Below are 24,334 nucleotides of genomic sequence, written 5' to 3' on the forward strand. Positions count from 1 at the left end.
AGTAAATAGACATGGCAACTAAAAAAGCCGGTGGATCGACTAAGAACGGTCGTGATTCGAATCCTAAGATGTTAGGTGTTAAAGTTTACGGTGGTCAAACTGTAACTGCTGGTAACATCATCGTTCGTCAACGTGGTACAGAATTCCACGCTGGTGCAAACGTAGGTATGGGCCGTGACCATACTTTATTTGCTACTGCTGACGGCGTAGTAAAATTCGAAGTGAAAGGTCAATTTGGCCGTCGCTACGTATCTGTTGAAGCGTAAGCTGAAATAGTGAAAAAACCCACAAGTGATTGTGGGTTTTTTTATGCTTGTATGATGGAAAATTAGGGTCAAAGGATAACTTTTAGTTCTTCATCATGATGGATAAATTTCTACATTTTATATTAATAAGCATACAAAACTTCTTATTTTCTATCATATTAGCGCCAGAAATTGGTTTAAGATGGGACATCCAAAACATTGCGATTGAGCAAATATAAAAAGGTGAATCTATGAATATGCTTCGTAAAACGATGTGTGCTGTGGCATTGGGTGCAACCACTTTGGCGCCAATCATGAGTACTACAGTGTTTGCTGCGCCAGTGGCAGCATCGGAGCAACAAGCGACAGCAAACCTTGTTAAACAATTGAATGGTATTAAAAGTTTTACCGCCAATTTTGAGCAAACCACAAAAGTTAGCAACAATGGCAAGGCTTTGCCAAACCGTGGTTTATCGGCACAGCACATGAACCAGAATTTTAAAGGGGTTATGAAAGTTGAGCGTCCGGGTAAATTCTTTTGGGAAACCACCAGTCCAGCCAAACAAACAATTGTGACTACGGGTAAAACCGTATGGATTTATGACCCAGACTTACAACAAGCTGTACGCCAAAGCCTAGATGATCAAGTGGCAAATACGCCTGCGTTGTTGCTTTCGGGCAATACCAATCAAATCATGCAGTCGTATCGTGTGACCCAGCCGAATAAGTCAAAGACTTATTACACCTTATACCCAAAAAGTGATGATGGCGTATTTCAAAGTTTAACCATTAGTTTTGGTGCACGTAACGCGCCAACCTTAATGATTTTGCAGGATTCATTGGGACAAACCACGCATGTGCGTTTTAACAATGTGAAAGTCAATGCCAAAATTCCTGCATCGACTTTTAATTTCACGCCGCCAAAAGGCACGGACATTATTGATCAATAATTGAATGTTTTATACGTTCTTTTAAAAGCATAATTTGCTATCCCTTTCTAGCCTTCTCCCACAGGGAGAAGGTTTTCAGCTTCAGCATAGCGGAAATTTATTTGAATATTCTTCCTGAGAAATCCACAATTTCTGTGGATAAATCTCGGGATAATTCATATTTTGCAGTATGCGGGATATAGATTGAGTCATCACAGATCATTATTTTATATTAAGGATTTGTTATCAAAATTTTGATTTATAATGAAAAAATAAAAATAATCACGCAAAAATTTGAGTAGTAATTTTAAACAGTTTTATCCACCGATTATTCCGTTACACAACTGCTCTAGGATTGAACAGCAAGAGTTATCTATAGTCTTGACTAATTCAATTGAAGCAATTTTATCGCAAGATTTGTGCAGGCTTGCATTTCAAATCATTAGACTTTGTGAATCGTGGCTGAGGGGAATTTAATGCAATATTTAAAATCACAGGTGTTTTTGGGTGCTGTCGCTTTAAGTTCAGTATTGCTATTGACTGCATGTCAGCCAAAGAGTGAGGCAACTTCTAAAACCGAAGCAGAGCAAGCTGCGCCTGCATCTATCGCAGCTGATATTCCTGTGATTCAAGCTAAAGTGGTGGCGCTTAAATTGCCACAACAGCAAATTTGTGATGAAGGTGGTTGTACTGCTTACGATATTCAGACGGTAAAAACCAATGTGGCGTGGATTGATGAATATTTTATGCAGCGCTTGCAAAAGGCAGACCCAATTGCATTTTCAAAAGCTGCGGCATCAACTGCAACGCCAAAGGTAGAAGAAACTGATCCTATGCGGCTGAGTCAGAGTTCAAGCTATGTGCGATATATCGGGCAACATGCCAATTTAGCGACGTTTAGTTTGCAAAGCTACAGTTACCCTGCGGGTGCGGCGCATGGTATCCATCACCAAGAATTTGTGACTTTTGATTTAAAACAGAAAAAGCGTTTGGCGTTGCAAGATATTATGCTGCCCAATACGGAAGCCAAAATGACCGAAGAATTGTTTAACCATAATTATAATTGGTTAAATGAACATGATATTTCCCGTGAAAAGTTTAAATTGAGCGATAATTTTTATTATGGCGCTAAAGGTTTGGTCTTTGTCTATCCGTTGTATGAATTAGCATCTTATGCAGAAGGTATGCCTGAGTTGATTCTGCCTTACTATGCGACGGAAAAATTAATTAAGCCTGAATATTTGCCAAGTTTGCCGCAGTATCCTCGCCAATAAAATTGCACAAAAATACGCAGAGATTGCTGTAATAAGGTGCAGCCGTGAATCGGGTTACTGTATTTTTTAACCCGAAGCGCTTACACTATAGCCAGTTTTTTTCTTATTCCAAGATTGGCTATGATTGACCCGAAATTACTCAGAAATAATATTGAGGCTGTAAATTTAGCCTTGGCAAAACGTGGTGTGCAATTAGATGTGGCAGAGTGGGCAGCACTTGAAGCACGTCGTAAAGAATTGCAATCTAAAACCGAAGCATTACAGGCAGAGCGTAATTCGGGCGCAAAACAAGTCGGTCAGATTAAAAAAGCAGGTGGTGATGCTTCTGAAATTATGGCGCGTATGGCTGCTATTGGCGATGAAATCAAAGCCGCTGAAGTGGCTTTGGCAGAGTTGCAAGATGAGTTAGAAGCTAAATCATTGTCTATTCCAAACTTGCCAGATGAGTCTGTGCCTGAAGGTAAAGACGAAGCTGATAATGTAGAAGTATTGAAATGGGGCACACCACGCCAGTTTGATTTTGAAATTAAAGATCATACCGACCTTGGCGAAATAATGGGTGGTTTGGAATTTGAAACTGCAACCAAATTAACAGGTTCTCGTTTTAGTGTTTTAAAAGGGCCATTGGCACGTTTACAACGTGCAATTACACAGTTCATGTTAGATACACATACTGTTCAAAATGGTTATACCGAAGCGTATGTGCCGTATTTGGTCAATGCAGATTCATTGCGTGGTACAGGTCAGCTGCCTAAATTTGAAGAAGATTTGTTCAAATTACAAGGTGAAAAAGAATACTATCTAATTCCAACTGCCGAAGTTCCAGTAACCAACTTTGTGCGTGATGAAATCATTGACCCTGAACGCTTGCCATTAAAATATGCAGCGCATACCCCTTGTTTCCGTAGCGAAGCAGGTTCTTATGGTCGCGATACTCGTGGTTTAATCCGCCAACACCAATTTGATAAAGTCGAAATGGTGCAGATTGTAAAACCAGAAACCTCAATGCAGGCTTTAGAAGAATTGACTGGACATGCAGAAGGTATTTTGCAGGCACTTGGTTTACCGTACCGTAAAATTATTCTATGTGGTGGCGATATGGGCTTTGGCGCAACCAAAACCTATGACTTAGAAGTTTGGGTGCCAAGTCAAAACACTTACCGTGAAATTTCATCATGCTCGAATATGGGTGATTTTCAGGCACGCCGTATGAAAGCACGCTACCGTGCCGACCAAAAGAAAACTGAATTTGTGCATACATTAAACGGTTCAGGTTTGGCGGTAGGACGTACTTTATTGGCTGTTATGGAAAACTATCAACGTGCCGATGGTTCGATTGAAATTCCTGCAGTATTACGTCCGTACATGGGCGGTTTAGAGTTTATTGACTAAGTTGAGTGCAGGTCGACTTAGGATGAAATTGCTTACAATCAGATTTAAATATTGAGGTTTAGTGTGGATATTTTTCCAATCTCGTTAAAGTTGCAGCAGCAACCTTGTCTGATTGTGGGCGGTGGGCATATTGCTTATCGCAAAGCGGTGTTACTGGCTAAAGCGGGCGCAAAAGTTGATGTGCTTGCCCCTGAAATTGATGTCAATTTATTGCAACTGGTGCAACAAAGTCAGGGGCAGTATGTACAGGATGTTTTTAGTCCATCTACTGCGTTACGTCACTATCGTTTGGTGATTGCTGCAACGGATAACAATTTGGTCAATCAGCAAGTTTTTGCAGCTTGCGAAGCCGAAAATGTGCTGGTCAATAGTGTTGATGATCCACCACATTGCCGTTTTATGGTGCCTGCCATCATTGACCGTTCGCCTTTGGTGATTTCAGTCGCGAGTAATGGCACATCGCCTGTATTGTCACGTCAAATTCGTACACAACTGGAAAGTACCATTCCGCATGGTATGGGCAAACTGGCAGAGTTTTCAGGTCAGTGGCGTGCCGCAGTAAAACAGAAAATTGTCAATCCAGATGAGCGCCGTATTTTTTGGGAGGAACTCTATGCGAGTCCCCTGAAAGAACAGGTGTTCAATGACAATCTTGAGGCTGCTAATCAAAGCATCCAACAAGCTTTGGCTGAATGGGACACGCCAAAAGGTGAAGTCTATTTAGTGGGTGCAGGCCCTGGTGATCCTGAATTATTGACTTTAAAAGCACTGCGTTTAATGCAGCAAGCCGATGTGGTGATTTATGACCGTTTGGTGTCTGCTCCCATTTTGGAGTTGTGCCGCCGTGATGCCGAAAAAGTTTATGTCGGCAAAGCACGTTCCAATCATGCCGTGCCGCAGGAAGGCATTAATGCCTTATTGGTCAAATACGCACAAGCGGGTAAACGTGTCTGTCGTTTAAAAGGCGGTGATCCCTTTATTTTTGGGCGTGGCGGTGAAGAAATTCAAGAATTGTATGAAGCAGGTGTGTCATTTCAGGTCGTACCGGGCATCACCGCAGCCTCGGGCTGTTCGGCTTATGCTGGTATTCCACTGACTCATCGAGATTATGCGCAAAGTGTGCGTTTTCTTACTGGACATTTAAAAGAAGGTTCGCCTGAATTGCCGTGGTCAGAATTGGTGTATGAACAGCAAACTTTGGTGCTGTATATGGGCTTGGTTGGCTTAGAAAGCATTTGTGAAAAACTGATTGCACATGGACAACGGGCGGATATGCCTGTCGCCTTAATTTCTAAAGGCACGACACCTGAACAAAAAGTGGTGGTGGGGACGTTGGCGGATATTGCCAGTAAAGTCGCACAGCACCACATTCAGGCGCCTACCTTGACCATTATTGGTGAAGTGGTCAATTTACGTGAACAGTTGAAATGGTAATGAATCTCCCCCAACCCCTCTTTTAAAAAGAGGGGAGTTCCTACATTTTCTAAAGGGAGCTGGGGAGGGATTGTGAAAAGTAGAGAAAATTTGTGATCCACGTTGTTTTATATGAGCCTGAAATTCCAGCCAATACAGGAAATATCATTCGTTTGTGTGCCAATACAGGTGCGCAATTACATTTGATTAAGCCATTAGGTTTTGAGTTGGATGATAAAAAGCTGAAACGTGCAGGTTTGGATTATCACGAATGGGCACGTATGCAGATTTGGGACAATCTTGAGCAATGCTTGGCTGATTTAGACAGCAAAGGCGTGGGTTTAGATGCGATTTATCCATTAACCACCAAAGGCACAGAAACACCACATACTTCGGATTTAAACCGACCTGTTGCCTTGTTGATGGGGCCTGAAACACGCGGTTTGCCAGAAGCCGTACGCATGTTGTTTCCGCAGCAGCACTGGATTCGTTTACCCATGGCAGAAAACTCACGTAGTTTAAACTTGTCCAATGCAACGGCTGTGATTGTGTATGAGGCATGGCGTCAGCAAGGTTTTAAAGCATTGCTCTAATTTGAGCATCAATTCATTTCAAATTTAATGCGATCTTTAGCATCAATGCGTACAATTGATAGATAAAAAGCTGAGACAAAACTGTACTCAGCTTTTTTGTTTTCGCTATTTTGCTGATTTAACGCTGCAATCCATTTGAGGCATAAGAAAAGGCGCATAAAGCGCCTGATCTTAAAGTTGTGATGCTATTTGTCTTAGCGATCATCAAACTCATTGTGCTGCGGAGCAGGGTGTTTAAAGCCTTTGGTTTTATAACCGAGGTATAAAACCCCAAACATTGCCCACCATAAGCCATACTTCAATGAAGTTTCATCGACTTCGAGCCATAAAGCAAAGACTGCAATAAAGCCGCACAACGGTACGATCACAAAATTGAGAAGGTCTTTAAAGCCTTTGGTACGACCATCACGTAGCGCGTAACGTGAAATCACCGATAAATTCACAAAGCTAAATGCGGTGAGGGCACCAAAACTGATTAATGAAATGACAAAATCCAAGTTCATAAAACCAGCAGTTAACGCCACAGCACCTACAATTAAAATATTGTATGAAGGTGTATAGCTACGTGGGCTGATATGACCAAAGATTTTTTTGTTAATCACGCCATCACGACCCATCACGTACATTAAACGCGAAACGCCTGCATGAGCCGAAATACCAGATGCCATTACCGTTACAATAGCAAAGGCAAGCACATAAGACTGGAACAGCGAGCCGCCTACCAAGAGCAGAATTTCTGGCTGCGTTTCTGCAATATTTTTAAAGTAGCTGCCCGGTTCATTTGGGAAGAAAATCTGCATGAAATAGGTGCTGACAATAAAAATTACACCCGCAATTAGCGCAGTTAAGAACATTGCCTTCGGTAAGGTTTTTTCAGTGTCTTTGGTTTCTTCTGCAAGTGAGCTGAGTGAGTCAAAACCTGTAAATGAGAAGCAGAGTAGGGTTGCACCTGTAATCAATGCGCCTACCGAAGTAAGTTCATTCCAGAAAGGTTCTAAGCTCCATAACTGATAACGTTGCTCGGCAGTAATTGGACCATCGGCATTGAAGCCTGCCTGAAGTTTGGTGTACATCATCCATGTAAATACGCCAATGACCACCAACTGTACCAAAACGATCATACTGTTAAAGTTGGCGACAAAACGCGCGCCACGCAAGTTGACACCCGTCATAAATGCCGTGAGTACCACCACCCAAATCCAGTGATTCACATCAGGGAATAAGGCTTCCAGATAAATCACCGCCAAGATGATGTTGACCATTGGCGAGAGTAAATAATCTAGCCAAGATGACCAACCCACCATAAAACCAACGTTGGGATGAATCGATTTTTGTGCATAGGTATACGCCGACCCAGAAGAAGGATAACGACGAATCATGTGACCATAACTTAAAGAAGTTAAAAGAATGGCAACCAGTGCAAAAATATAAGATGTGGGTACGTGAAAATGACTTTCTTCCGATACTAAGCCGAAAGTGTCGAATAACGTCATCGGTTGAATGTAGGCTAAACCAATAATAATAATGTGCCAGAGTCCTAGCGTTTTTTGCAGTTTAGCTGCCGATTGAGTCCCAGAGATATTTGTCAACGGCGTTATCCTCTTAATCGTTGATCAAGGATCAGTCATGTTTGTTCAGGATTGTTTGAGACGAACAATCCCCCCTACATAAAAAGTAAAAACGCGCCAATCTACTCCATAATGACGCGCCTTGTCAGTATCTTTGCTTTCTTTTTTAGCAGAAAAAACGCCATATTGATGAAAAAACATCAGACGCAGCAGTCTACCAATGAAAAGCCCGATGTTTAGAAAAACATCAGGCTAGATTTTCGGCTATGTTCGCCTATTTTGTAGGAATTACCAAGCCTTTTTTAAGATAGCTTTGAGTTCTTCTAAATTGGCTTCTTTCGGGTTGTAAATAATCGAACCATCGTTCAGGGCTTTTTCAGCGACTTCATCTAATTGTGCTTCGCTGACTTTACCAGTTTCTTGTAAAGTGCGTGGCAATTTGGTCAGTGCATATAAGCGGTCACGAATAGCTAAGAGTGTCGCAATGGTTTTATCGGCACGTAAATGTGCAGGGGTTTGCGCATAGACGTCTGCGCCTGCCAACGGTAATAGCAGCTCGGCAATTTTATCGGCATTGACGTCTTTGTTGTATTCCAACACGTATGGCAAGAATAAATTCATGCACAGTCCATGTGGCAAATGTGCCACAGCACCCAAGGCATGACCTAAGGAATGCACCAACCCGACCATAGAGTTTGAAAACGCAATCCCCGCCATAGTCGATGCTTGTGCCAGTTCCAAACGGCCTTGTTCATCGCTTGGGTTGTCTAATACATTGAACAGGTTATTGCTGATTTTTTTAATTGCTGCAGTAGCATAAGCATCAGAAATTGGGTTGGCTGCCATGCAACTATAAGCCTCAATGGCGTGCGTCATGGCATCCATAGCCGTCATTGCCGTTAAATGTGGTGGCAAAGTTTGCGTCATACGTGAGTCTAAAATGGCTGCATGTGGCATTAAGTAATACGATGCAAATGGCATTTTGACGTTCTTTTCGGTGTCGGATACCACCGCAACCATAGTCACTTCTGAACCTGTGCCTGATGTGGTTGGAATCACAAAAAAAGGTTTCAGTGGACGTGGTAAGTTATGCGCACCTGAATATTGCAATAAGTCATCACCACCTTCACTGACTAAAATATTGGTGGCTTTAGAGGTGTCAATGACTGAACCGCCACCCACCGCGATAATGGCATCACAGTTGTTTTCGCGGTACAACTGCGCAGCACGGCGAACTGTCGCCACACTTGAATCTTGCGGGACATCATCAAATACATAGCCAATCACGGCATCGGTAGATTCAAAAGCCGCTTCAATCGGTGCAAGCAAATTGTTGGAACGCACGCCTTTGTCGGTAATGATCATTGGGCGCTGCGAACCGAGTGTCGCCAATTCAAACGGAATATGTTCAAGCGCGGCATGACCTGCAATGACTTTGACTGGGCAAAAAAATTCGTAATAAGGCTTCGCCATGTTATGCACTCCGTTTGAAATAAGATTGGGCAACTTTTAGATAGATACTGGCTGCACCTGATAGTTTTTCTTTTAAGCTGAGTTCAGTCGGATATTGTTTTACCGCCAGTTCTGCCAGTAATTTAGGCAAGATCAGTGCTTCCATTTTGTTCAGGCAACGTACCAAGCGAATTGCATAAGACACATCACCATCGGCAATCATGCGGTCATGCGCAAAGGCCTGTGCGGTACTTTCCTGAAATGAAAACACTAAAAATGCATGATTTAAGTGTTTAAAGGTAATGGTTAAATCGGGTTTTTGTGCCGTATTCTGTAACAGTTCTAATTGATGATCTGCAGTGACTTTGGCAACAAAGGCTGGACCATTCGGAAAAACTTTCATAGACAACACAAAGTTGCTGGGAAATTTGGCAACTTCTTGTTTAATTTCTTCATCGACCTGACTTGCCATGACTAAACCTCTGCCAATCACATCCATCATGAGTTTGACATAGGCCAGTTGCAAAGCGGGTTTCACAGATTTAGTTGAAATCACGCGCTGAATCCCTGTGTTATAAATCATTATTTAGAGTAAATACTCTATTTTATTTCTTATTGAAAAGAAAGCCATTTATACGTGAATGACTTGAACGTCATTAAAGTAACCGCTGTTTTGTAAAGTTTCAATGATATCTGCGCAGAAGTTTTCAAAATGTGGATAGTCATTGACTAAATCCATCACACGTACCATTTCCAAACCTGCATAGCCGCAAGGGTTGATACTTTGAAAACCAGTCAAGTCACAATCAATATTAAGGGCTAAACCATGATAACTACGGCCTTTACGAATTTTAAAACCAAGTGAGCCAATTTTCCGTTCATTGACATATACCCCCGGTGCATCGGCTTTGGCATAGGCTTCAATGCCGTATTTTTTAAGCAGCTCAATCATCAAGTTTTCAGCATAAGATACCAAAGTGCGGACATTCCAGCCTAAACGGTTCAGGTCAAACATGAAGTAGGCGACCAATTGGCCTGGGCCATGCCATGTGACTTGACCACCACGATCAGTCTGTACCACAGGAATATCTGTCGCCATTAAAATATGTTCGGCTTTGCCTGCTTGCCCTTGGGTCAGTACATTCGGATGTTGCAAAATCCAGAGTTGGTCAGGGCTGTCTGCATCACGTTGTTCAGTCCAGTCTTTCATTTCCTGAAAGCGAGCTTGATAGTCAGTCAGGTCATGATATTGACGAATAATCAGGTTTGGCCGTTGTGCAGTATCCACAGTGATGCAGTCCTATCCATAAAAGCAAGAAATTGATTTTATTATACGAAAATGTGGCGGCTGTAGGGGATTTGTGGATTGAATAAGATTTTGGCAGCGCAGAAACAAAAAACACGCCCGAAAGCGTGTTATTTGAAAATCAATCTACAAAATTACAATGCAGTTTTAATCAGTGGGCAAGCTGCCAAATCTGCATAAATGGCATGCACTTGTTCCAATTCTTCAAAACGCAATTGTGCTGTAATTGAATGATACTTGCCTGTGCGTGATGGGGTAATGCTGATGCTTTGTGCATCAAACTCAGGGAAGTGCTTCACTAAAATTTCAACCACAGCAATACGCAGTTCATCACCCGCGTCACCAATGAGTTTAATTGGGTAATCCATTGGAAACACCCAAAGATGCTCTTGTAGTTCACGAGATGGGGTACGGTTGAATAACGTCATAAGCGTGTGTCTCTATCTCTATATCAAACGCCTGCATAGGGCAGGCGTTTTTTGTCTTGTTGAATAAATGAGGCTGAATTTAAAAATTTCAATAGCTCATTTATGCAGCAATCTTAGTCATTTTCCAAGAACGAGCGTAAGTGTTCAGAACGAGAAGGGTGACGAAGTTTACGTAAGGCTTTGGCTTCAATCTGACGGATACGTTCACGGGTCACATCAAACTGCTTCCCAACTTCTTCCAAAGTATGATCGGTTGGCATATCAATACCAAAACGCATTTTCAGAACTTTGGCTTCACGTTCAGTCAAGTTTTCAAGCACTTCACGAGTCGCTTCTTTTAAGCCTTCAGAGGTTGCCGCATCAACAGGTGAGGTGATGTTGCTGTCCTCAATGAAGTCACCCAAATGTGAATCTTCATCATCACCAATTGGCGTTTCCATAGAAATCGGCTCTTTGGCAATTTTCAGAACTTTACGAACTTTAACTTCATCCATTTCCAAGCGTTCGCCTAATTCTTCTGGAGTCGGTTCACGACCCATTTCCTGAAGCAATTGACGCGATACACGGTTGATCTTGTTAATGGTTTCGATCATGTGTACTGGAATACGAATGGTACGCGCTTGGTCGGCAATAGAACGGGTAATCGCCTGACGAATCCACCATGTTGCATAAGTCGAGAACTTATAACCACGACGGTATTCGAACTTGTCTACCGCTTTCATCAAGCCGATGTTACCTTCCTGAATCAAGTCTAGGAATTGTAAACCACGGTTGGTGTATTTTTTTGCAATCGAAATAACCAGACGCAAGTTGGCTTCAACCATTTCTTTCTTCGCACGACGGGCTTTGGCTTCGCCTACTGCCATACGCTTAGAAATTTCTTTGATGCCTTTAACATCTAAGCCTAACTCTTTTTCAATGTCGGCAATTTTTTGTTGGAACGCCAAAATATCTGGACGTACTTTTTCCAAATAGCCTTTTTGGTCGGCAGGTGCTTTGGCAATGTGCTCGTCTAACCAAGCAAAGTTAGATTCCTGACCTGGGAATGAGGTACGGAATTGAGTACGATCCATACGACCACGACGCACCGCATAACGCATCACTTCACGTTCAGCAGTACGAATTTGTTCATGTGTACCACGAATCATTTCCGAAATAATATCGAATAAACGTGGCGTAAATTTAAACATCATGAATACAGTCGCTAAAGCTTCTAAAGCCTCTTGAGCTTCGGCACTTTCACGACCATGTTTTTCAATGGCAGCAATTTTTGCAAGATAAGCCTGTTCCAATTCACCAAAACGCATTCTTGCAATTTCTGGGTCTGGACCTGAATCTGCTTCAGATTCTTCTTCGGCTTCAGCTTCTTCTTCCTCATCGTCATCATCAAGTTTGACGTCTTTGGTTGGTTTGTTGCTGGTGTCTTCTTCTTTGTCTAACTCGGCTTCGTCTTCTAAAACTTCTGGAATTTCTTCATCGGTTTCAGGGTCTAAATAACCTGATAAAATATCGGCAAGGCGACGTTCGCCTGCTTCATAATCTTTATATTCTTGCAGTACCACTTGCACTGCGTTTGGCCAGTAGGCAATCGAGTGAAGTACATCGCGAATCCCTTCTTCAATACGTTTCGCAATGCTAATTTCACCTTCACGCGTTAACAGCTCAACCGTACCCATTTCACGCATATACATACGCACAGGGTCTGTGGTGCGACCAGGCTCATTTTCTACAGAGGCAAGTACCGCTGCAGCTTCTTCTTCAGCAACTTCGTCGGCAGCTTCCGCATTATCCTCGAACATTGCATCATCAGATTCAGGCGCACGTTCATGCACAGGAATACCGACGTCTTGAAGCATTTGAATAATGTCTTCAATCTGCTCGCTTTCTGTGATTGAGTCCGGGAGATGATCGTTAACCTCAGCGTAAGTTAGGTAACCTTGCTCTTTGCCTCGGCTAATCAGAGCCGCTACTTGCGAAGTAGGGGAATTCATATCGCTCATCTTTGCTTACTCTTCGTTGAATCTGTGGCAGTGAAAAACCGTGCATGATAGCACAATTCGCTTTAAATAGGGGGTGAATTGATCAATCAAGCATGATTTTAAAATGATGTTTGAATGAAGAATGTGATAGGAATATGGGGCTTCATTACTGTTTTTCAAGTCAATTTCCTTTTTGCCCGCAAAATATTTTTATGATTGGGGCGAATCTCAAATAATGATACTAACTTGTTCATAAATACACAAATTTGCCGCAATGTTGCAAGCTGTCTATGTTGCAGTTTTTTGAAAAAAATAAATAAAACTTGACAATATTTATAAAGGCAGATAAATAGCGGCTAGACCCTTCACATTTTTTCATTCTGAGGTAGTTTTAGTGTCTTCTACAGATTTTGAACTAGATGATAACTACGGTGATGATGATGTTAATTTCGATGAGGCATCAAACAAAATAAGCGCGAAAGAATCTTTAGAAAAGCGCCGTTTGATTGATGATTTACTCGCACAACGTCGTTTGGAACGTGAGCTCAAAGATTTTGATTATGATTTTGACGATGACGACGATTTTGACGATGGATGAAGATGACTAAAATCAGGTACTGTATCTGGCATTGAAAATGCTATGCTACACCCCTAAATTGACACCGATGGATTTGAAATGACTGCTTTAGATTTAGACCTGTTAAGTGAATATCTAGATGGTGACCAAAACGAGTATGGTCTAGACTTCGCTGCAACGCATGGTTTCTTGTGTGCCATTGCAGTTGGACCTCAATTTGACCCATGGTTAAATGAATTGTTTGAAGGCAACCAAAAGAAAGTGCCTGCTGAAATTATTGCGCAAATTCAGGCTTGGTTAGAAAGCATTCGCCAAAGTTTAGCCAATGAAGAAGGCATTGAGTTTCCATTTGAAATTGAAGAAGCAGAAGTTGATTCAAGTTTGGGTGATTGGAGCGTTGGCTTTGTCGATGCGATGTTCTTAAACGAAGAAGCATGGTTTACGCCTGAATTTGAAGAGCAATTGGTTGATTTAACTTTGCCAATGATGGTGTTTAGCGGCATTGATGAAGAAGATCCACAAATGGAATCTTTCCGTCGCAATGGTCAGTTAATGGACGAAATTGCAGAAGAAATTCCTGAAAACCTGAATGAATTATATTTGATGTACCACACGCCTGATTAATGGCTTGGTTTACATATTGTGTAATATGTAATCCTCATAAAAAAAACGCACTGCGCAAATCGCAGTGCGTTTTTTATTATGGCGCTTCAATGATCATGTTACCAATTAGCGTGTCGCACGATCCCAAGCATCTTTGACAGCAAATTTAGCTTGTTCCCACGTTAAGCGTGAACTGCCTTTAATTTGCTCCCATTTGCTTCTTAGATCGGGCTCAACATCTTCGAAACGTGTGTGCGTATCATAATGTGGGCGGTTTTCATAACCAATGCGATAGGCATTTTGATAGTCACGATCATAATCTAAATCATGATAATGGTTGCGTGTTTCTGTAAAGTAGGTTGTATTTAAGCTATTGGTACGCCAGTAAGCTTCTTCTTCGGTAGGGTTCACAACTTCTGCTGCACCTTTACCTGCCAAACCACCCACTACAGCGCCTACAGCACCACCGACCACAGCACCTACTGGACCACCCAGCGCACCTACTGTTGCACCAGTAGCCGCACCGCCAACAGCACCTAAACCAGTACCGACAGGGTGTGCACCAGGTTCTCCTGTAATTGGATCGGCATTTAAGCGATCACGTTCTTCTTTTGGTAAGTTCTTAACCACATCACGGTCAATTTTTTCATTGCGTTCAAAATCTGACATTCGAATCACCTTTTTATCTTTGTATGCGTTATAGCGTTCCTATATTCATAAATCGCTATGAATAGGCTTAATCTACGCTGCTACAATGTAGGCTTATAGCCTATTCAGAATGCATTTCAGTTACAGCGCATGTCAGACGTAAATTTATGTGTGATATATCAGCCTGATGTTGATTTTAAGTGTTTGATGTTGCGGTTCAGTGTGAAATACGTACTTTAGGTAAGCTTATAAGTACTTTTTTTGATAATAACGGTTCGCATACCAACCATAGGCAACATGAAAAACTGCACCATGAATCGCAATCAAACACAGCATCACCACCGCAGCCAGTGCTAGTCCTGCTTTATCTGCAGCTTTTAAAATGGCTTCTGCATTCGGATTCATCAGCACCAAGAAAAACACAAAGAAGCTACCAATAATAATTGCCACCGCACTTGAGCCCCAAACCAGTTGAATTTTTTCATCACTGCTCGGTAAGCGTTGTTCTTTTTTGACAAAATGTCCTGCGCTAATGAATGCTGCGGCAATTAATGCAGGGAGCAAGGTCAAGCCACCTAAGTTCAGACCAAAAATCAATACGGTAATGAGTAAGACCAGCGTAATACTGTAAACCGCAGCAAAAAATAATAAATATGGTTTCATGTCTGATTTTCCCCAAAAAATTGATTCAATTGCGCAGCAACACAAGCATTAGTCACGCATTTTACGGCGATGCCTACGGTATAAAATAATTGCGATGACTAAGAGCACCAAGCCTATAATGACATGGCTGACCTGACTGAAAATTTGCTGCATCAATTGTTGGTTTTCACCAAAATAATAACCCACGCAAGCTAAAAAAGTGGTCCAAATAATTGTGCCTAAACCACTATAAAACATAAATTTCCAAAATGGCATGTGGCTCATGCCTGCAGGAATACTGATGAGAGAACGAATAGCGGGAATCATGCGCCCAAAAAATACAATCCGATGTCCATATTGTTCAAACCAATGCAGGGAGTTTCGGACGTCTTGTTCTTTAATCCATAGATATTTACCGTAGCGATTGACCCAGTGGTAAATACTTTCATGTTTGCAGCGATAACCTACCCAATATAACACTGCCGCTGCGAACAACGAGCCGATACAGCCTGCAATGATGACACCCAATAGCAGTAATTGCCCTTGCGATGCAGAATAGCCTGCAGAGGGCATAATAATTTCAGAAGGAACGGGTGGAAAAACATTATCCAGAAACATTAACAGGGCAATACCAAGGTAGCCCAGTTGTTCCATAATGGAAATAATCCATTCAGTTAAGTTCATGCCAGTTGTGCTTTAGAAAAGTGCTTCTATCCTAAGCAGTACTGGACGAACAGTAAAGTCTTGCGCAATCTAGACTTAATCAAGCTCTGCATGGGTCAGGGTATAGATATATACACGTCTTAAGCTATATGCCACAAGTATAGGAATGGCACAGAGCAGGGCGTAATTCAAGAAATGCGCTTGCAGATGGTAGCCCACAAATGCTGCAATAATACCGCCTAAAATTGCACCTAAAGCCACAATAAAAGTATGAGATTCATGTTCCAAACCATCTTGCATTGTTGTGCTATGCGCAGCAGTCACAGATTTTACAGGCGTAAAACGTAGTGTGTGCATTGAATTTGAAATTGTTGTTTTAGGCATAGCGTCACTCCTGATTGCGGCATATAAATTTAGGAATACATAACGATCCTTGAATTTTGGGTTATGGGAGATGTTGAGTTTGTGCTAAACATCTGCACCAATATAGCCACAGATTTTGTGGCTTATTTTGATTGAATGCTATCACCCAATCTGGGGATATTGCGCAATGCTTGGTAAACAAGCGTTGTATTTTTATGTTCTATGTAATCTTGCGTGAAGCATATATGTAGACATAAAAAATCCCCATACTGGATGAGGACTTTTTCAATATGATTAGAGTGGTCGATACAACATCAACATGGCTTTTGTTAGACCTTGTTGATGTGTATGAGCCTGTACGGATTACAGACGTTTACGTTTAGCTGCGGCAATTTGTGATTGGCGCATACGGAAACCTTCTTTTTGTTTCTCACTGGTTTTATCAATACAGTACACACAAGATACACCGTGTTCATAGCTTGGTAATTCAACTTCTTCAGGCAGTAATGGCCAACCGCAAGCATGACATTTGGTGTTTTGACCTTCTTGCATACCATGTGTCACCGCAGTACGGCCATCAAATACGAAACATTCACCTTCCCATAAGCTTTCATCTGCTGGTGTTTCTTCTAAGTATTTAAGTACGCCACCTTTTAAGTGGTAAACCTCGGTAAAACCTTCTTGCAACAATAAAGAGGTCGATTTCTCACAACGAATCCCGCCTGTGCAGAACATCGCAATTTTTTTATCTTTATGCTGTTCTAGGTTTTGTTTCACATATTCTGGAAATTCACGGAACGTTTCAGTTTTCGGGTCAATTGCGCCCTTAAACGTTCCTGCTTTGTATTCATAGTCATTACGGGTATCAATCAGAATGACATCGTCACGGGCAATCAGTTCATTCCATTCTTTCGGGTCTAGGTAGTGACCGACTAAATCACGTGGTTTTACTTCTACACCCAAAGTCACAATTTCTTTTTTCAGCTTGATTTTCATTTTACGGAATGGCTTTTCAGAGCTGTGCGACTCTTTGTATTCCATTGTAGTAAAGCCTTCATTCAACAGAAATTGGTGAACTTGATCAATCGCGGCACGATCACCCGCTACAGTTCCATTAATGCCTTCACCTGCCACAATAAGAGTACCGCAAAGGTTGATTGAATTTACCAAATCTAATAAGCGTTGTTGAAGATCGGCAGGATCTGCAACTTCTTTGAATTGATAAAGTGCGGCAACAACCCAAGTCGTGGTCGCTGGCTGTTCTACAGGTGCAAGCTGTTCTACAGTAGCGTTCATGGAGTACTCCAATAGATGAAAGACAAAAATTTAAGGCGCATATTCTAACCTGCTTTGTGTGAATATGCGAGAAAACCGAGTGCGGTACATGGTTTTAAAGCACGACACAACATTTTAAAAATGTAGCAGAACGGGGTATGATGCCACTCGTTTCAAAGAAGAATGTTGTGTTCATGTTGATGCGCCAACAGGTGTTGTTAAATATTGGAGTGTTGTGTTGAGTAAGGATCGTCAAATTGCCACTTTAACCCCGTGTGCAGGTCGTTGTTCTACGGTGTTTGGTGATGCTGTCTGTCGAGGTTGCCGTCGCTTTAACCATGAAGTGATTCAATGGAACAGTTATACGTCTGAACAACACACTGCCGTTTGGCGTCGTTTAGATGCACAGCTCGATCAGATTTTAGTGCCTATGTTGCCTTTTGCTGACCTGCGTCATGTCGAAGGGTTTATCCGCTCTAAGCGGGTGCGTTTACGTGATGATGCTTCAAAAGGGCGTAAGTTGTATCATGCACTGAAAATTTGTGAAAAAAATCGACATTTTACCGATGAAAGTGGCTTGGGCATTCACTACAAAGAAGTGCGACCTTTGTGGCAGGAATTTGAGCGTCGCGTGTTGGCGCTTGCAACCGCAAGTTATGATTTTGCATTTTTAAGGGCTGATGGTATTAGCCATAGCTTATTGCATAGCTTGCACGATGACTAATTTGTAATTCTTGCGATTAAAGACTAGAAAGACTTTTATTGAGCCATAAAAAAACTCGCAAAATTTGCGAGTTTTTTATTTTATACAGGAATGGCTTAAGCCACTTGTACAGGAATACAGTTTGCAGTGTGGCTTACGGTATTGTCTGGGTTTGCATAGACCAAACGTGGTTCGTGCGCATTGGCTTCTGCTTCAGTGAAGTCACCAAAGGTTGCAATAATAATAATATCGCCTACATCGGCTTGGTGTGCAGCACCACCATTGACTGAAATGATGCCTGAGTTGTCTTCACCACGAATTGCATAAGTTGTGAAGCGCTTACCATTGGTCACGTTCCATACGTGGATTTCTTCATATTCACGAATGCCAGCCAAATCCATGAGTGTTCCGTCAATTGCACATGAACCTTCGTAGTGAAGTTCTGCATGAGTTACAAAAGCACGGTGGATTTTGCATTTTAATAAACGAGATAGCATGGTGAGCGTCTCCTTAGTGGACCTAAGATTTTATCTTATGGTTGAATTCAAACACTGCTTGCTGGATGTCAGTTCCGAGCAGAAAGCGCATTTTGCTCTGAAAATTGCGACATGGCAAGTGTGATTGTTCAACAATTGTGGATTCATCAGTTCGGTTTATAGGCATTGATTTGATTCATGGCTTGTTGTACTTCGCCATTGACCAGTAACTTGATACGACCTAATGCATGTGCAAGTGCATCATCCATTAAAGTTTGCTCGCTACTTGGTGCTTTGCTCAGTACATGACCAGACACGCGTTCTTTTGAACCCGGATGCCCAATACCAATGCGTAAACGATGGAAGTTTGGACCTGTGTGCGGCACGATGTCACGTAAACCATTATGTCCACCATGACCACCACCCGTTTTTAGGCGAATGATCCCTGGGTTCATATCCAGTTCATCATGAGCAATCAGCATTGCTTCAGGTGCAATTTGATAGAATTTGGCGAAGGGAACAACACTTTGACCAGAACGATTCATAAAGGTTGTGGGTAATAACAGACGAACGTCTTGACCTTCGATATTACCACGTCCGCTGATCCCGTGAAATTTAGGATCGGCTTTTAATGTAATGCCATATTGATCTGCAAGGCGTTCTACAAACCAGAAGCCTGCATTATGGCGGGTTTGGGCATACTCTTTACCAGGGTTGCCCAAACCAACAATCAGTGAAATATTAGCCACTAATTATACCATGAACACTTATGCGCGTTTGAAGTCAGCGTGCATAGGTGTGTTTTTAGCAGGGTGACGTTGTAACGCTTGGATTTTCACGTTTTCAACTTTGTCGCCTACTTTGATTTCTACAACTTCTTCAAAGAAAGCATTGCTTTCTAAAGCTTTTACAAGCTCACGAAGTTCTAAAGTGATTGTTACAGGCTCAGCGTCGCCACCATAAATGATAGCTGGAACTAATGCAGCGTGACGAAGGCGGCGGCTCGCACCTTTCCCTTGGTTAGCTGCTTCACGCGCTTGAGCGTTTAATACGAAGTTTGCCATGATAGACATCCTTATTTTGAGTTTAAATAAACTAGATCTGCGACCAATCTAGTGATAGAAAACCCTGCCAAGTGGCAGGGCTTTGAAAATTTAGCGCTCTATTATAGATAAGAATCGAACATTGCGCTAATAGATTCTTCGTTGTTAATACGGCGAATTGTTTCTGCAACCATACTTGCTACAGATACTTGGCGAATTTTACCAAGTGCTTGAGCTTCTTCTGAAAGAGGAATGGTGTCTGTAACAACCAGTTCATCAATCACAGAATTTTTCAGGTTTTCAATCGCTTTGCCTGAAAGTACAGGGTGGGTAGCATAAGCAACAACGCGGCGAGCACCAAAAGTTTTAAGTGCATCGGCAGCTTTGCATAATGTACCTGCAGTATCCACCATGTCATCTACAATGACACAGTCACGATCTTTTACATCACCAATCAAATGCATCACTTGTGATTCATTCGCTTTTTGACGACGTTTATCGATAATTGCAAGATCGATATCACCCATTTGTTTTGCAACAGCGCGCGCACGAACCACACCACCAACGTCTGGTGAAACTACCATGAGATTGTCGTGTGACTGTTGACGCAGGTCAGCCAATAGCGCAGGCGTACCATAAATGTTGTCTACAGGGATGTCGAAGAAACCTTGAATTTGGTCTGCGTGCAAGTCAATCATCACTACACGGTCAATCCCTACAGTGGTGAGCATATCTGCAACCACTTTAGCGGTAATTGGAACACGTGTAGAACGAGGACGACGGTCTTGGCGGGCATAACCGAAGTAAGGAATAACGGCAGTAATACGACCTGCACTTGCACGACGCAACGCGTCAGCCATCACCAAGATTTCCATGAGGTTGTCATTGGTTGGCGCACAAGTAGGTTGTACGATAAATACGTCTTTACCACGGACATTCTCGGTAATCTCTACAGCAATCTCACCATCAGAGAAGGTAGAAACTGATGCAGCACCTAAAGGAATGTGCAAGTGGCTTACGACTTTTTGAGCGAATTGTGGATGCGCGGTTCCACTAAAAACGACAAGATTGGGCATGAAGCACCCTTGGCGGTTGGTGTATGTAAGAATAGATGGCAGGGGTAGCTGGATTCGAACCAACGGATGCCGATATCAAAAACCGGTGCCTTACCACTTGGCGATACCCCTAATGCGGCAGAACTTTAATATTTTTACTGCGTTCTGTCAAGGTAAATTAACAGGATAGCGGTAATATTGGGGGTTCTGTCTAATGCGAGAAAATGGCAGGGGTAGCTGGATTCGAACCAACGGATGCCGATATCAAAAACCGGTGCCTTACCACTTGGCGATACCCCTAGATTTGATCACTGTAAGATGGCAGGGGTAGCTGGATTCGAACCAACGGATGCCGATATCAAAAACCGGTGCCTTACCACTTGGCGATACCCCTAATACAGTAATCTACAGGTGAAAGAGATGGCAGGGGTAGCTGGATTCGAACCAACGGATGCCGATATCAAAAACCGGTGCCTTACCACTTGGCGATACCCCTATTGTACTGTGAAATGTCGTAATGGAGATTCATCTAAGCTGTTCACAACGTACGCAGTACATGGTGAGTGTGCCAAAATGTCGTCTACATTCATTTCTGCAGTCACTTCAGTAAAGACACAAGCACCTGTACCTGTAAGCTTTGCTTGACCAAATTGGTCTAAATAACGCATTGCTTCATCAACTTCGGGGTATAAATTTCGTGCCACAGGCTCAAAATTATTTCCAAAGTCAGATGGCTTTATCTGATAGCCGCAGAATTTAGTGGGCTTCGTGTTTCTTGTCAATGTTTTTTGTGAAAAAAGTAGTTGAGTGCTGATAAAACAGTCAGGTTTTAACACAATATATTGTTTTGGGGCTAAGTCTATGAATGTTAACTGTTCACCAATGCCTTCTGCCCATGCATTACGACCATGCACAAAGATCGGTACATCTGCTCCGAGCTGTAAACCAAGTTCAGCTAGTTTTTGAGTATCCAAGCCACATTGCCAAAGTTGATTGACTACAATTAAGGTGGTTGCGGCATTGGATGAACCTCCGCCAAGCCCTGCACCCATAGGGATGTGCTTCTCAATTTTAATATTTAAACCTGTGGCTTGTTTCGCGTAGGGTTTTAAAATTTGCGTGGCTTTGTAAATCAGGTTTTGCTCTAAATTGACACTGTTTAAACCCTGAATTTGAATGCTTTGAGTATCATTGACTTCAAATTCTAGCCAGTCGTATAAATCAATCAGTTGAAAAATAGTCTGCAATTCATGGTAGCCGTTGTCACGACGCCCAGTAATGTGCAAAAACAGATTTAATTTGGCAGGTGAGGGTACACGAATCATGGCGAAACTTGGCAAGTGATTAACGATTTTGGATGAGCATTGTAATACGGTTTTCTTGCCCTGATTCAAGTGCTTGTTTCAAAATCAGACGGTTTGGCAAACTGGCACTGTCGTTATAGCTCAAATCGACCGTCCAACCATCTTCAATAAATTGAGTCGGGCGCTGTTGGGGGTCTTTTTGAATTTGGGCATTGACCGTTGCAGGTCGGGCTTGTACCCAATCGACCAAGTGGGTGATGGGCGCTTGCCAACCTGTGGCTTGTTCTAACAGTTCTTCAGGACTTTCGGCATAAATTATCCCTGTTTTGGCACTGTTGAGGGTGACTTGTCCTGGTTGTCCGCTAATTTGCGTTTTACCAACGCCCAAAATGCCGCTCAGTTCAATATCAAACTGCTGTTGCTGCTGTACCCAAGTAAAAAAGGCACTGCCAGATTGCTGCGGAGTGCGCACACCAATTTTGCCTTGTAGGTTAAACTGATTTTCGGCTTCAACTTGCTGTGAAACATGGGCAGGAGATTGCACAAAAGGCTGACAACCTGTGATGAACAGACTGGTACTGACAAACAGGGTAAGACCTAATTTTGAGAATAAACGCATAAAATCACTTAACTCTTTTTAACGGGCTGCGCTAACAATAGCGAATTTAATTGTTGCAATTGCGGATCATTCGGATGATTTTGTTGTAATTGTTGTAACACTTGGCTGAATTTTTGAATATCTCCTTGCATATACAACGATTTTGCATAACGTGAGCCAATCGCGGCACTATGACTCAGCGCGTAGGCTTTTTCCAAAGCCTGTGCCGAAGCAGTGTAGTCATTTTGCAAATAGCTGACATAACCTAAAGTATCTAAAATAGAGGCTTGTTCAGGTGCAAACTCAAGTGCTTGCTCTACATAGCGACGCGCTTCATCCAAACGACGATTTTGCAGTGCAAGAGTATAGGCGTAGGCATTTAAATAGGTTGGGCTGTTCGGCTCAATTTCCAGTAACTTGGTGAGCAGTTGATCCAGTTTGTCTTTTTCCTGATGTGCATCCAATAGTAAGACTTCTGAATAGATCAGGTCAGGATCATCGGGCAGGTTTTTGATGGCTTCATCTAACAAACGCAGTACTGCTTTTTTATTGTCCATGCGTTTTAAAATATCGGCCTGTGCCTGATATAAAAAACTGGCGTGCTGCGGATAGTTGACCCGTTCCTGCGTTAAAAAGCGCAGGGCATCGTTCAGTTTATCTTGCTGGGCAAAAATACTGATCATGTTGCGACGTGAAACCGTATAAAGGCTACCATCGACCAAACGATAATAGGCTTTGGCTGTTTCAAAGTGCTGTTTACGCTCGGCATTGACTGCCAAATAGAAATAGGCTTCGTTTTGATATTGGGCTGAATAGCGCAACTCTACTAAATATTTTTCGGCTTTTTCGTATTGTTTCAAGTCAATACTGGTCAAACCTGCAATAAATAAGGCTTCATCTTCCGTAGGCCATTTTTTTAAAATAGCTTCTAGCTTTGTTAGCGCCAAAGTTGCTTCATTTTTTTTGACCAAATATTTGGCTTCGGCTAAACGGACTTCAAAATTATTTTTGTGTTTACGGCTGGATTTTGCATACCAAGCTGCCGTTTCTTCTTCATTGCCAAGTACGCTCAACAAATTGGCTTTCATTAAAATATAGCCAGTGACTTTCGGGCGTTTGCGCAACGCTCTGTTAATGGTGTCGAGCGCGGCTTGATATTGTCCATTTTGCGCTTTTAAACCTGCAATCAATACCAAAATAGATGGATTGTCTTTGGCTTTGCTGGTGCGCAGGGCTTGAATCAGAAATTCACGGTCTTCTACAGATTCAGGGGAAATTCCCGCCAAAATTTGTTCTAAGTCAGCCGTGGCATCAATATTTAGAATTTTATCTAAGGTTTCTGCAGCCAAGTCATATTCATGCGCTTTGAGTGCAATGTGCGCCAAATAAAACAGTGCAGGGACATCGGATGGTTCTTGTACCACCCAATGTGTTGCAATATCTAATGCGGCACGTAGGTCATTTTGTTCAATGGCAATATTCAGGGCGCGTTGTTTAATGGAAGTCGAATTGTTCTTAATTGCCAAGACCGTGTAGTTGTGTAATGCAGTTGGAATATCGCCATAAGCCAAGGCAAATTCTGCCACCATGGTTTGTTTTACCGCATTATAATTTGAATTTGCATGATAAATTTCTTCAGATGCTCTAAGATGAGCAACTGAAGCCATGCTACCGACCAGTAAGAATGTGGTAGAATATTGCTTAATTGTCGCGCCGTATGGTCGGCTATTTGTTTGACGCAATTTTTCTTGATCCAAGTAATGCTTTTTATGACACCGTTATTGCACAATAGCATAAATTTAGCG

Annotated in this window: 27 protein-coding genes and 4 tRNA genes; 9 read left to right on the plus strand and 22 right to left on the minus strand. The window is 42.2% G+C overall.

Annotation, left to right across the window (positions count from 1 at the left end):
* Nucleotides 1-11 precede the first annotated feature (11 nt).
* The 6 genes from rpmA (at nt 12) to FTU98_RS04850 (ending at nt 5,846) form a co-directional block, all read left to right on the plus strand.
* A complete protein-coding gene (gene rpmA / locus FTU98_RS04825; protein WP_004760935.1) occupies nt 12-266 on the plus strand; it encodes a 50S ribosomal protein L27 in 255 nt (84 codons plus the stop codon).
* A 230-nt stretch (nt 267-496) separates the two neighbouring features.
* Entirely contained in the window at nt 497-1,195 is a 699-nt protein-coding gene (gene lolA / locus FTU98_RS04830; RefSeq protein WP_179990204.1) for an outer membrane lipoprotein chaperone LolA, read from the plus strand.
* 455 nt (nt 1,196-1,650) lie between these two features.
* Complete coding sequence (locus FTU98_RS04835; protein WP_180050600.1) at nt 1,651-2,448, plus strand: RsiV family protein; 798 nt, start codon at nt 1,651-1,653, stop codon at nt 2,446-2,448.
* Between the two features lie 120 nt (nt 2,449-2,568).
* Nucleotides 2,569-3,840: a serine--tRNA ligase gene (serS, locus tag FTU98_RS04840; protein WP_004972265.1), complete on the plus strand. Its 1,272-nt coding sequence runs from the start codon at nt 2,569-2,571 to the stop codon at nt 3,838-3,840.
* A 63-nt stretch (nt 3,841-3,903) separates the two neighbouring features.
* A complete protein-coding gene (gene cysG / locus FTU98_RS04845; RefSeq protein ID WP_179991149.1) occupies nt 3,904-5,274 on the plus strand; it encodes a siroheme synthase CysG in 1,371 nt (456 codons plus the stop codon).
* A gap of 92 nt (nt 5,275-5,366) precedes the next feature.
* A complete protein-coding gene (locus tag FTU98_RS04850; protein ID WP_004972260.1) occupies nt 5,367-5,846 on the plus strand; it encodes a tRNA (cytidine(34)-2'-O)-methyltransferase in 480 nt (159 codons plus the stop codon).
* 194 nt (nt 5,847-6,040) lie between these two features.
* On the opposite strand, the gene FTU98_RS04855 is transcribed toward FTU98_RS04850, so the two are convergent.
* From FTU98_RS04855 to rpoD, 6 genes are all read right to left on the minus strand, one after another.
* Nucleotides 6,041-7,435: an APC family permease gene (locus FTU98_RS04855; protein ID WP_004972258.1), complete on the minus strand. Its 1,395-nt coding sequence runs from the start codon at nt 7,433-7,435 to the stop codon at nt 6,041-6,043.
* A 267-nt stretch (nt 7,436-7,702) separates the two neighbouring features.
* Nucleotides 7,703-8,887, minus strand: coding sequence for an iron-containing alcohol dehydrogenase (locus tag FTU98_RS04860; RefSeq protein WP_096901030.1), 1,185 nt, complete (start codon nt 8,885-8,887; stop codon nt 7,703-7,705).
* Nucleotide 8,888: 1 nt separating this feature from the next.
* Nucleotides 8,889-9,422: a hypothetical protein gene (locus FTU98_RS04865; protein ID WP_179991148.1), complete on the minus strand. Its 534-nt coding sequence runs from the start codon at nt 9,420-9,422 to the stop codon at nt 8,889-8,891.
* A gap of 75 nt (nt 9,423-9,497) precedes the next feature.
* Nucleotides 9,498-10,154, minus strand: coding sequence for a lipoyl(octanoyl) transferase LipB (gene lipB / locus FTU98_RS04870; RefSeq protein ID WP_004972253.1), 657 nt, complete (start codon nt 10,152-10,154; stop codon nt 9,498-9,500).
* Between the two features lie 152 nt (nt 10,155-10,306).
* The gene (locus FTU98_RS04875) at nt 10,307-10,600 is read right to left on the minus strand and encodes a YbeD family protein (protein WP_019837061.1); all 294 of its coding nucleotides are present in this window, start codon (nt 10,598-10,600) and stop codon (nt 10,307-10,309) included.
* A gap of 113 nt (nt 10,601-10,713) precedes the next feature.
* Nucleotides 10,714-12,600 carry an RNA polymerase sigma factor RpoD gene (gene rpoD / locus FTU98_RS04880; protein WP_180050603.1) on the minus strand — a complete coding sequence of 629 codons (1,887 nt, stop codon included), beginning with the start codon at nt 12,598-12,600 and terminating at the stop codon, nt 10,714-10,716.
* Between the two features lie 373 nt (nt 12,601-12,973).
* On the opposite strand from rpoD, the gene FTU98_RS04885 reads away from it, so the two are divergent.
* Both FTU98_RS04885 and FTU98_RS04890 read left to right on the plus strand, forming a co-directional pair.
* Complete coding sequence (locus tag FTU98_RS04885) at nt 12,974-13,177, plus strand: PA3496 family putative envelope integrity protein (RefSeq protein WP_180050606.1); 204 nt, start codon at nt 12,974-12,976, stop codon at nt 13,175-13,177.
* A gap of 78 nt (nt 13,178-13,255) precedes the next feature.
* A complete protein-coding gene (locus FTU98_RS04890) occupies nt 13,256-13,780 on the plus strand; it encodes a YecA family protein (RefSeq protein WP_004972244.1) in 525 nt (174 codons plus the stop codon).
* A gap of 105 nt (nt 13,781-13,885) precedes the next feature.
* Here the strand turns inward: FTU98_RS04890 and FTU98_RS04895 are convergent, their stop codons facing one another.
* The 5 genes from FTU98_RS04895 to FTU98_RS04915 all read right to left on the minus strand — a co-directional run bounded on the left by FTU98_RS04895 (nt 13,886) and on the right by FTU98_RS04915 (nt 17,371).
* Nucleotides 13,886-14,428, minus strand: a complete 543-nt coding sequence (locus tag FTU98_RS04895) for a hypothetical protein (protein ID WP_096901027.1) — start codon at nt 14,426-14,428, stop codon at nt 13,886-13,888.
* Nucleotides 14,429-14,653: 225 nt separating this feature from the next.
* Entirely contained in the window at nt 14,654-15,070 is a 417-nt protein-coding gene (locus FTU98_RS04900) for an ABZJ_00895 family protein (RefSeq protein WP_004972241.1), read from the minus strand.
* A gap of 48 nt (nt 15,071-15,118) precedes the next feature.
* Nucleotides 15,119-15,733, minus strand: a complete 615-nt coding sequence (locus FTU98_RS04905; protein WP_004972240.1) for a DedA family protein — start codon at nt 15,731-15,733, stop codon at nt 15,119-15,121.
* Between the two features lie 75 nt (nt 15,734-15,808).
* Nucleotides 15,809-16,096 carry a hypothetical protein gene (locus FTU98_RS04910; RefSeq protein WP_179996282.1) on the minus strand — a complete coding sequence of 96 codons (288 nt, stop codon included), beginning with the start codon at nt 16,094-16,096 and terminating at the stop codon, nt 15,809-15,811.
* 342 nt (nt 16,097-16,438) lie between these two features.
* On the minus strand, nt 16,439-17,371 hold the full coding sequence (locus tag FTU98_RS04915) for a rhodanese-related sulfurtransferase (protein ID WP_104853141.1): 933 nt from the start codon (nt 17,369-17,371) through the stop codon (nt 16,439-16,441).
* A gap of 217 nt (nt 17,372-17,588) precedes the next feature.
* Here FTU98_RS04915 and FTU98_RS04920 point away from each other — a divergent pair, with 217 nt between their 5' ends.
* Nucleotides 17,589-18,074, plus strand: coding sequence for a DUF1289 domain-containing protein (locus FTU98_RS04920; protein WP_004972234.1), 486 nt, complete (start codon nt 17,589-17,591; stop codon nt 18,072-18,074).
* Nucleotides 18,075-18,169: 95 nt separating this feature from the next.
* Here FTU98_RS04920 and panD read toward each other — a convergent pair whose 3' ends face one another.
* From panD to FTU98_RS04975, 11 genes are all read right to left on the minus strand, one after another.
* A complete protein-coding gene (gene panD / locus FTU98_RS04925; protein WP_004972232.1) occupies nt 18,170-18,550 on the minus strand; it encodes an aspartate 1-decarboxylase in 381 nt (126 codons plus the stop codon).
* A 146-nt stretch (nt 18,551-18,696) separates the two neighbouring features.
* Entirely contained in the window at nt 18,697-19,278 is a 582-nt protein-coding gene (gene pth, locus FTU98_RS04930; RefSeq protein ID WP_004972230.1) for an aminoacyl-tRNA hydrolase, read from the minus strand.
* A gap of 18 nt (nt 19,279-19,296) precedes the next feature.
* Nucleotides 19,297-19,593, minus strand: a complete 297-nt coding sequence (gene rplY, locus FTU98_RS04935) for a 50S ribosomal protein L25 (RefSeq protein ID WP_004972228.1) — start codon at nt 19,591-19,593, stop codon at nt 19,297-19,299.
* Between the two features lie 101 nt (nt 19,594-19,694).
* Entirely contained in the window at nt 19,695-20,648 is a 954-nt protein-coding gene (locus FTU98_RS04940) for a ribose-phosphate pyrophosphokinase (RefSeq protein ID WP_004972226.1), read from the minus strand.
* A gap of 36 nt (nt 20,649-20,684) precedes the next feature.
* Nucleotides 20,685-20,759: transfer RNA gene (locus tag FTU98_RS04945), tRNA-Gln, on the minus strand.
* Nucleotides 20,760-20,852: 93 nt separating this feature from the next.
* Nucleotides 20,853-20,927: transfer RNA gene (locus FTU98_RS04950), tRNA-Gln, on the minus strand.
* Nucleotides 20,928-20,946: 19 nt separating this feature from the next.
* Nucleotides 20,947-21,021: transfer RNA gene (locus FTU98_RS04955), tRNA-Gln, on the minus strand.
* Nucleotides 21,022-21,048: 27 nt separating this feature from the next.
* Nucleotides 21,049-21,123, minus strand: a tRNA-Gln gene (locus FTU98_RS04960).
* Complete coding sequence (gene ispE, locus FTU98_RS04965; protein WP_131260682.1) at nt 21,122-21,952, minus strand: 4-(cytidine 5'-diphospho)-2-C-methyl-D-erythritol kinase; 831 nt, start codon at nt 21,950-21,952, stop codon at nt 21,122-21,124. The genes FTU98_RS04960 and ispE overlap by 2 nt, the downstream gene beginning before the upstream one ends.
* 19 nt (nt 21,953-21,971) lie before the next feature.
* Complete coding sequence (gene lolB / locus FTU98_RS04970; protein ID WP_154320977.1) at nt 21,972-22,550, minus strand: lipoprotein insertase outer membrane protein LolB; 579 nt, start codon at nt 22,548-22,550, stop codon at nt 21,972-21,974.
* 8 nt (nt 22,551-22,558) lie between these two features.
* The gene (locus tag FTU98_RS04975) at nt 22,559-24,271 is read right to left on the minus strand and encodes a tetratricopeptide repeat protein (RefSeq protein WP_180050609.1); all 1,713 of its coding nucleotides are present in this window, start codon (nt 24,269-24,271) and stop codon (nt 22,559-22,561) included.
* Nucleotides 24,272-24,334: the final 63 nt, after the last annotated feature.

The sequence above is a fragment of the Acinetobacter sp. YH12211 genome (assembly GCF_013418015.1).
GTDB classification, from domain to species: domain Bacteria; phylum Pseudomonadota; class Gammaproteobacteria; order Pseudomonadales; family Moraxellaceae; genus Acinetobacter; species Acinetobacter towneri.